Source organism: Psychrobacter immobilis (assembly GCF_904846285.1).
Lineage (GTDB): Bacteria > Pseudomonadota > Gammaproteobacteria > Pseudomonadales > Moraxellaceae > Psychrobacter > Psychrobacter immobilis_D.
Map to the genome: position 1 here is coordinate 85,614 of NZ_CAJHAD010000013.1, position 6,865 is coordinate 92,478.

The following is a 6,865-nucleotide window of genomic DNA, read 5'->3' on the forward strand; positions in this document are numbered from 1 at the left end:
CGCTTCACTACCCGCATTAAGACTGTGCTTCATCCAGCGCTTTATTAATGCCTTTGACGATGCGGTCTTGGCGGCGAATATCTTGTATTGTAAGATGCGGGATACCCACATACCAACCGGCGGCAGTGATTTGATGATCTAGAATGAACTGTTTGACACTGGGGTCTTTAATGCCAGGCCAACCTTCAACGCTGCCAAATAAGATATCCATTAGCTCAGGGATTTTGGTCGCAAAGTCGTCGATATAAGGGTCCCAATCGCCATCATAAGCGGTACAAAATAGCACTCTAGTATCGTCATCTAAAAATACAAAGCGCAAATCGTGCAACGTCCCAACCCGCGTGGCACCTTTTAGATTGCCGCCAGCGATTTTTAAAATTTCCTTTAGACGCTCTGCACCGCCTTCTTTTAGAGGTGCGATAACCGTTAACTCTGAAACCTTACCTGATTTAAGCCCTTTCTCACCGGCAGTGGTCGTTGAATGATCGTAGCCATCATCCCCGCCTTCTTTTATATTGGCCATCAGAAGATTGGCACGCAGCTTAAAAGCATCGATAGACTCAGTGATTCTGTCTTTTAGATCTTCAGAGTTATCGATAACAGGTTTTTTATTTTTTTTAGCATTATTGTTTTTAGAATCAGTACTCATAATATTCGCCCTTATAATTATGTTGTTATTATTTGGAAATGCTTTATAGAAAGATATCTTCTAAAAAGATACCTTGTACAAAATATATTTATAAAAATAAGTTGTCGATTCGCTATCAACTTATTGGTTCTTACCATATCAGACATGATAAAAATCTCGAAGCGGAGCAAGTTATTCACACAAAATTAAACAGAGAGCAAACGTCAACCTCATTTAAATCTTGAACAAAATTTCAAATTTATATTGATTATTTTAATACTGAATAAAAAATTGCTTGAATACGTTACATATCCAAGCAATTGAAAGTCATGTCATTTTTATATTTTTTTATAGTTATTAGTGCGGTTATCAGCTCAGTTATTAAAGCCATTGTTAAATAAAAATGATATCTAAACCACAGTCACGTGCAAACGCGCATCAACATTACCGCGAGTAGCATTGGAGTACGGGCAGACTTGATGAGCAGCTTCAATAAGCTTTTGCGCTTGTGCTTCATCGATACCAGACACCTCAACATATAAATCGATATCTAAGTTATAGCTGCCATCGGCCTTCATACCAATACCAACTTGGGTCGAGGTTTTTGAAGCAGTGATAGGCAGTTTCATTTGCTGCGCCGTCATATTTAAAGCGCTATCAAAACAAGCCGCGTAACCCATGGCAAAAAGCTGTTCTGGATTGACCCCTTCTTTATCTTGCTCTTGAAAAGAAACCAAATCAAAACCTAATGAACCATCGTCAAGACCGGTATGACCAGAACGACCGCCCGTTGCAGTGGCGCGAGTTTTATAAAATATTTTCATTATCTATTCCTTATGGTGTTTTATTTAAAAAAAATTTGATTAAATCAGTAATGAGGCTGCATTAGTCTCAATAAGGCTAGTATAAGAGTCAGCGAGACAATCTGTTAGAACATAGCTCCAAACGTCTTGCCCAATCCTACAAATATCTATAGTATCGAGCAATTGCATAAAATAAGAAAACCTAATGAACCAATCAACCATTGAGCAACTACTGTCGATATTGCCTAGAAACAAAACCATCGAGTCCAATATTCCAGGTTTGTTTTTTTACTGTGCTGATAAACCCAGTAAAGCCGTCAGCTATATGCAAGAACCTAGTATCTGCATCGTTTTACAAGGTGCGCGTGAGATTTATTTGGGTGCAGATTGCCAGAAATTTGATAAGAGCGATCTAATGTTTTGCCCAGTTAATATTCCTTTAAGCATGCACATAAAGCATGCTTCGGTAGAGCGTCCGGTCATCGTGCTATCTATGAAATTAAACCTTGCCCTGATTAGTGAGGTTTTAGTAAAAACACCGCCTAAACGGCCTAACGCTGAAGGTCATTTAGGAATAAAGTGGCAATTAGACAGTACTATAATGGCGGCGTTTGAGCGCCTTATACACTTGCTTGATTATCCAAATGATATTGATTTTCTTGCTTCATTAATTCAGCAAGAAATTTACTATCGTCTGCTTATAGCAGAGCAAGGCAATAAATTGCGCCAACTGGTAGTCAATGGCAGCCATACACACCGTATCACTCAAGCTACCGATTGGATAAAGACGCATTTAAATGAGACAATTATTATAGAAGAATTGGCCAGTCGCTGCGGGATGAGTGTCTCAGGGTTCCATCATCATTTTAAAGAAATTACTCAGTTAAGCCCGCTACAATATCAAAAAAGTCTACGTTTGATGGAAGCAAGACGACTGATTCAAGCAAATGACGCTCAAATTGCCCAAATCGCTATGCAAGTCGGTTATGAAAGCCCAAGCCAATTTAGCCGAGAATATAAACGGTTGTTTGGCATCAGTCCGAGCGGTGAATTGCATGCCTAGAATTAAGCACTTATGATTAAATACTTGGAATTAAACAATTAGAATGAATCAGCAGCTCATCATTTATACCCATGAATACAAGCATTAACTGTATTATCAAAACTGACAAGCACGTTTATGAATTAGTGCCTAAATTCATGTTTATAAGGAAGTATCGTGCAAGAACTACGACGTTTTAAGGATTATTTACATGACAGACCTAAGCCGACCGGTATCGACGTTGTTTGCGGCTTAAAGCATTTTTCTATTATTACCTATGCAGTGCCAGCAGAAAGGTTTGAGGGAATATTTCCTGCTAGGTTTAAGCTTGACACAGTGATGGTAGATGGTGAAGAAAAAGGTTTGATTTCTGTCGTACCCTTTATCGATGTTGATTTTACCTCCGCGGTTTATCCTTTTCCAACCTTCACCATGGGACAGACCAACTACCGTATTTATATCATTGATACAGAAACGGGTGAGCGCTGTGTATGGTTTTTGGGCACGATTTTAGATTCCTGGACATTAGCAGTACCAAGATACTTATGGAGCCTGCCTTGGCATAGCGCGAAAATGAATTTTGATTGTCAATTTGATGATGCAACTGGCAAGTATGTAAAATATTCTGTGAACGCTGAATCAGAATGGGCAGCGGCGTCGGTATCACTTGCACAAAATACAGTGGATAATTTCTCATTCCCGGGCTTCCCTGATACCGAATCGGCGCTTGTTTATTTGACCCATCCGCTAGCAGGCTTTTATCATCGCCGTGATGGCAAACTTGGTACTTATCGAGTTTGGCATAAAAGACTTGAAGTTCAGCCAGCGTCTTTGATTGCTGCTAATTTTAAACTTTTATCAGACTCAGGAATTGTCACGCTATCAGAGCAAAATCACCCTTATAGCGTGCTCATTGAACCATTAAATACATTTACTATTTACCTGCCACCAAAGATTGTTGGATGATTGAAAAATTAGATAGCTGAATAATTGATTAACTCAATAATTAACTATCTTTTTTTTGGCGATAAACTGTACCACCGCACTCAAACCTTGATGGCGCTTACCTTCAGAAATCATGCGCGACTTTTCAATACCCGTTATTTCTTCTAGCTCGGCCAACTCGCTACGCAAGACTGCTAACGAACCAAAGCGCTCTTGTTGTGTTGCAGGAGGTCCGCCGACAGCATTCATGTTTAGTTGCTGCTCAATGTAAGCTTCAAGGATAAACACACCATTTGGCTTGAGCGCCGGTGCAATCTGCGCATGAACGTGCTGGCGTACTGCTTTTGGCAAATGCGCCCAGATAGCAACGATACCATCCCACTGTGCTTCACCAAACTCATAGTCGGCTAAATCGGCAACTTGAGTGATGATATCAACGCCTCTATCTCTCGCTAGCTGTAGTGCTTTGTTTAAACCCACATTAGATAAATCCATGGCAGTGACTTGGTATCCTTGCTGCGCCAAAAAAACCGCATTCCTGCCTTCGCCTTCAGCCAAACATAAAACGCTGCCACCTGATGTTATCTTCCGAAACTCATCTCTCAAAAAATCATTAGGTTTTGTACCAAAGACATACTCTACTTCGTTATAACGCTCGTTCCACATATTTTAGTCCTTATTTACATCTATTTGCTTAGGCTATTTTATAGTTATTTGCTCTCAATAGTGAGTTTATATTAGTAACGAATCCACATTAATAGTGAATAAACAAACATTGAGCGCAGAAAACAGTTGACTTAACCTATATATTCATAATATAACATATATAAATATATTCACTATATTGCATTTATTTTGACGTTCTTCAACCTACTAGCGCGCCTTTAATAAAACGTCAAATCACAAGCAGTTTTTTGGGGAGGAAGTCACATGATTCGTTTCAGCTATACTCTCAAATGTTGGGCTTTGGGTATTACCTATTATTTGGGGTTTTACTTCATAGTCCTCTCAAGCAATCCTGACTTCGCAAAATATCTCTATATTTTGGCTATCAGCACGCTACTCTTCCCGATTGCCAAACGTGCAGTTGATGTCGTCACCGATTTTATCGCGCCCCACACCATTATCTTTAATGGCTTATTATCATCATTGCTAATCAATATTGTGATTTGGGTTTTGACACCATTTATCGTCGCCTTGACGCTTATCGCCTTGTTGTTTTATGGCATGGGTGTGGTGACAGAAAATATAAGAGCCAAACCTTAAAACTCAATCATAAATCTGAATATTTAGCGTAATTATTAAAGCAAAGATAGAATCAATTGTCTTTGCTTTTTAACTTATGAGATATAAGGTGCAACGCCTTGTCGCTTTACTCATCTAAACATAGTACAGTAGATGTCTGTTTATATTCTCAATTGTGCTTATATCATCACTACTTATCATTTTATTATTGCTAATCACTTATCCCATCTATATGTCTTACTTGATTGATTTTAGCAGACTTGAATTAAGGGTGAAACTTCGGTCAGCATTGAATGGCAATCAGACGTATTAGCCAGCCAATTTGTATGATCGAAAACATTTATCACCAGCCATTTATCATATAAACTTTTTTGTTTTATTATGCATCGTGCAATAAACATTCATTATTAATCACCTTATAAAAGGCTTATGCTTGAATGTTGATTGTATTGATTTACCAATGTGACGCAACTACTGTCATTTTAATAAATGACGGTCTCACTGCGTCTTAATCAGGGCTTTTTATTGAAAGGAATTTTATTGAATGACTACTGCTACTCGCCAAGAACATGACTTACTCGGCTATCGTGACGTTCCCGCTGATGCTTACTACGGCATCCAAACCTTACGTGCTTTTGAAAACTTCACCGTTAGTGGTGTGCGCTTAAATCAGTTTTCTACTTTTATTCGCGCTTTTGCGACCGTTAAAAAAGCGGCCGCTATTGCCAATAATAAAGTAGGCGTCCTCAATGATACGGTTAAAGATGCTATCACTGCAGCGTGTGACGACTTAATCGATAATAAATATCACGACCAGTTTATCGTTGACATGTTCCAAGGCGGCGCAGGTACGTCAACCAATATGAATGCCAATGAAGTGATTGCCAATCGAGCGCTAGAAATCCTTGGCTACGAGAAAGGCGACTATCAACACGTGCATCCAAATAACGATGTCAACCTGTCACAATCGACCAACGACGCCTACCCTACGGCGATGAATGTCGCTTTGGATGATTACTGCGTACGCTTATTAGATAAGATGGCAATCTTACATACCAGCCTTAAGAAAAAAAGCGTTGAGCTTGCTGATCAACTAAAAATGGGTCGCACGCATTTACAAGATGCCGTACCTATGACCGCAGGTCAAGAGTTTAATGCCTTTGCAACCATGATCAAAAAAGAGATGGATCGTATCGAATCTACTCGTGCGCTATTTCATGAAATCAATATGGGCGGTACGGCGATTGGTACGGGTTTGAATGCCCCAGCTGGCTATTCGGAAGAGGTTGCCAAGAGCTTATCAGAGCTGACTGGCAGACCTTATTATATCGCTGAAGACTTGATTGAAGCCACGCAAGACACCAGTGCTTATGTTGCACTGTCTGGCAACTTGCGTCTTTTTGCTGCCCGTTTATCTAAGATTGCCCATGATTTACGTTTGCAATCTTCTGGTCCGCGTGCCGGTTTGGCGCAATATCGCTTGCCTGAAATGCAGCCTGGTAGCTCAATTATGCCCGGTAAAGTAAACCCAGTTATTCCAGAAGTGGTGAACCAAGCTTGCTTCCATGTGATGGGTATCGATCATACCATCGCTATGGCGTCAGAAAATGGTCAGCTACAGCTAAACGTTTTTGAGCCAGTGATTGCTTTTAACTTGTTTACCGGCATGAGCATGCTGGCCAATATCTGTGAGATGTTTGCCACTCGCTGTATCGATGGTCTGATGATGAATAATGAGGCGTGTAGCGTCGAGGTATTCAATAATATCGGGCTGGTCACTGCGCTAAACCCACACCTTGGTTATGACGCGTCTTCTTTTGTTGCGAGAAGAGCACAAGAGACTGGTGGTAGTGTGTATGACATCGTATTAGAAGAAAAACTGATGGATAAAGAGACGCTAGATGACATCTTGTCTCCTGCCAATATGGTTTATCCAAAAGTTAGAGCCTTACTATAATTTGGCTTTAGCTGAATAAAAAGGCTGGGTTAGCGATTGCTAATCTGGCCTTTTTTTCTATTTAGGATTTAAGTTTGTGTAGGGTGCGCTTAGCGTATTAATGAGAGAGATATCATATAAAAATCGTACGTACAATACATGTTACTTGCACTTTTTATTTTTTAATCTTAGGGCGTGTCCCTAATCTGGAAAAGTAAGTTCAAAAGCCTTAAAATATAGAGACTATTTCAAACATGGCTCTCTAC

Annotated in this window: 7 protein-coding genes; 4 read left to right on the forward strand and 3 right to left on the reverse strand. The window is 39.9% G+C overall.

Features of this window, described 5'->3' with window-relative positions:
- Positions 1 to 16: 16 nt before the first annotated feature.
- Together JMX13_RS09110 and JMX13_RS09115 are read right to left on the reverse strand one after the other, a co-directional pair.
- A complete protein-coding gene (locus JMX13_RS09110) occupies positions 17 to 649 on the reverse strand; it encodes a hypothetical protein (RefSeq protein WP_265088406.1) in 633 nt (210 codons plus the stop codon).
- A gap of 389 nt (positions 650 to 1,038) precedes the next feature.
- Positions 1,039 to 1,452 carry an organic hydroperoxide resistance protein gene (locus tag JMX13_RS09115; protein ID WP_201612201.1) on the reverse strand — a complete coding sequence of 138 codons (414 nt, stop codon included), beginning with the start codon at positions 1,450 to 1,452 and terminating at the stop codon, positions 1,039 to 1,041.
- Positions 1,453 to 1,636: 184 nt separating this feature from the next.
- Here JMX13_RS09115 and JMX13_RS09120 point away from each other — a divergent pair, with 184 nt between their 5' ends.
- Together JMX13_RS09120 and JMX13_RS09125 are read left to right on the forward strand one after the other, a co-directional pair.
- The gene (locus JMX13_RS09120) at positions 1,637 to 2,494 is read left to right on the forward strand and encodes an AraC family transcriptional regulator (RefSeq protein WP_201612202.1); all 858 of its coding nucleotides are present in this window, start codon (positions 1,637 to 1,639) and stop codon (positions 2,492 to 2,494) included.
- A 156-nt stretch (positions 2,495 to 2,650) separates the two neighbouring features.
- Complete coding sequence (locus JMX13_RS09125; protein WP_227686273.1) at positions 2,651 to 3,439, forward strand: DUF2071 domain-containing protein; 789 nt, start codon at positions 2,651 to 2,653, stop codon at positions 3,437 to 3,439.
- A gap of 33 nt (positions 3,440 to 3,472) precedes the next feature.
- On the opposite strand, the gene JMX13_RS09130 is transcribed toward JMX13_RS09125, so the two are convergent.
- Entirely contained in the window at positions 3,473 to 4,084 is a 612-nt protein-coding gene (locus tag JMX13_RS09130) for a class I SAM-dependent methyltransferase (protein WP_201612203.1), read from the reverse strand.
- Between the two features lie 264 nt (positions 4,085 to 4,348).
- Here JMX13_RS09130 and JMX13_RS09135 point away from each other — a divergent pair, with 264 nt between their 5' ends.
- Positions 4,349 to 4,684: a hypothetical protein gene (locus JMX13_RS09135; RefSeq protein ID WP_201546423.1), complete on the forward strand. Its 336-nt coding sequence runs from the start codon at positions 4,349 to 4,351 to the stop codon at positions 4,682 to 4,684.
- Between the two features lie 523 nt (positions 4,685 to 5,207).
- Positions 5,208 to 6,620, forward strand: coding sequence for an aspartate ammonia-lyase (locus tag JMX13_RS09140; protein WP_201612204.1), 1,413 nt, complete (start codon positions 5,208 to 5,210; stop codon positions 6,618 to 6,620).
- Positions 6,621 to 6,865 lie beyond the last annotated feature (245 nt).